At 48.5% G+C, this 324-nt stretch carries 2 tRNA genes; both read left to right on the top strand.

Annotated features, from left to right (window positions below):
* The first annotated feature begins 123 nt into the window (after positions 1 to 123).
* Positions 124 to 198 (top strand) — tRNA-Gln (locus Q0852_RS23775).
* Positions 199 to 234: 36 nt separating this feature from the next.
* Positions 235 to 319: transfer RNA gene (locus Q0852_RS23770), tRNA-Leu, on the top strand.
* Positions 320 to 324: the final 5 nt, after the last annotated feature.

Here is a 324-nt window from a genome sequence, read left to right as displayed (position 1 = left end):
TTGGTAGACGCACCAGATTTAGGTTCTGGCGCCGCAAGGTGTGAGAGTTCAAGTCTCTCCTTCCGCACCATTCTCTCTGATTAACTTCTCTTGCTATAAGAGATAGCTCTGAAAGGGCATTGTAGGTCTATCGCCAAGCGGTAAGGCAACGGGTTTTGATCCCGTCATTCCCTGGTTCGAATCCAGGTAGACCTGCCACATTTTACTTAGCGTTTGAATAAAACGATAAGTATCGCGGAAGTGGCGGAATTGGTAGACGCACCAGATTTAGGTTCTGGCGCCGCAAGGTGTGAGAGTTCAAGTCTCTCCTTCCGCACCATTATT

This window comes from uncultured Photobacterium sp. (genome assembly GCF_947502415.1).
Taxonomy (GTDB): Bacteria; Pseudomonadota; Gammaproteobacteria; order Enterobacterales; family Vibrionaceae; genus Photobacterium.
This window is presented reverse-complemented; position numbering and strand designations above follow the sequence as displayed.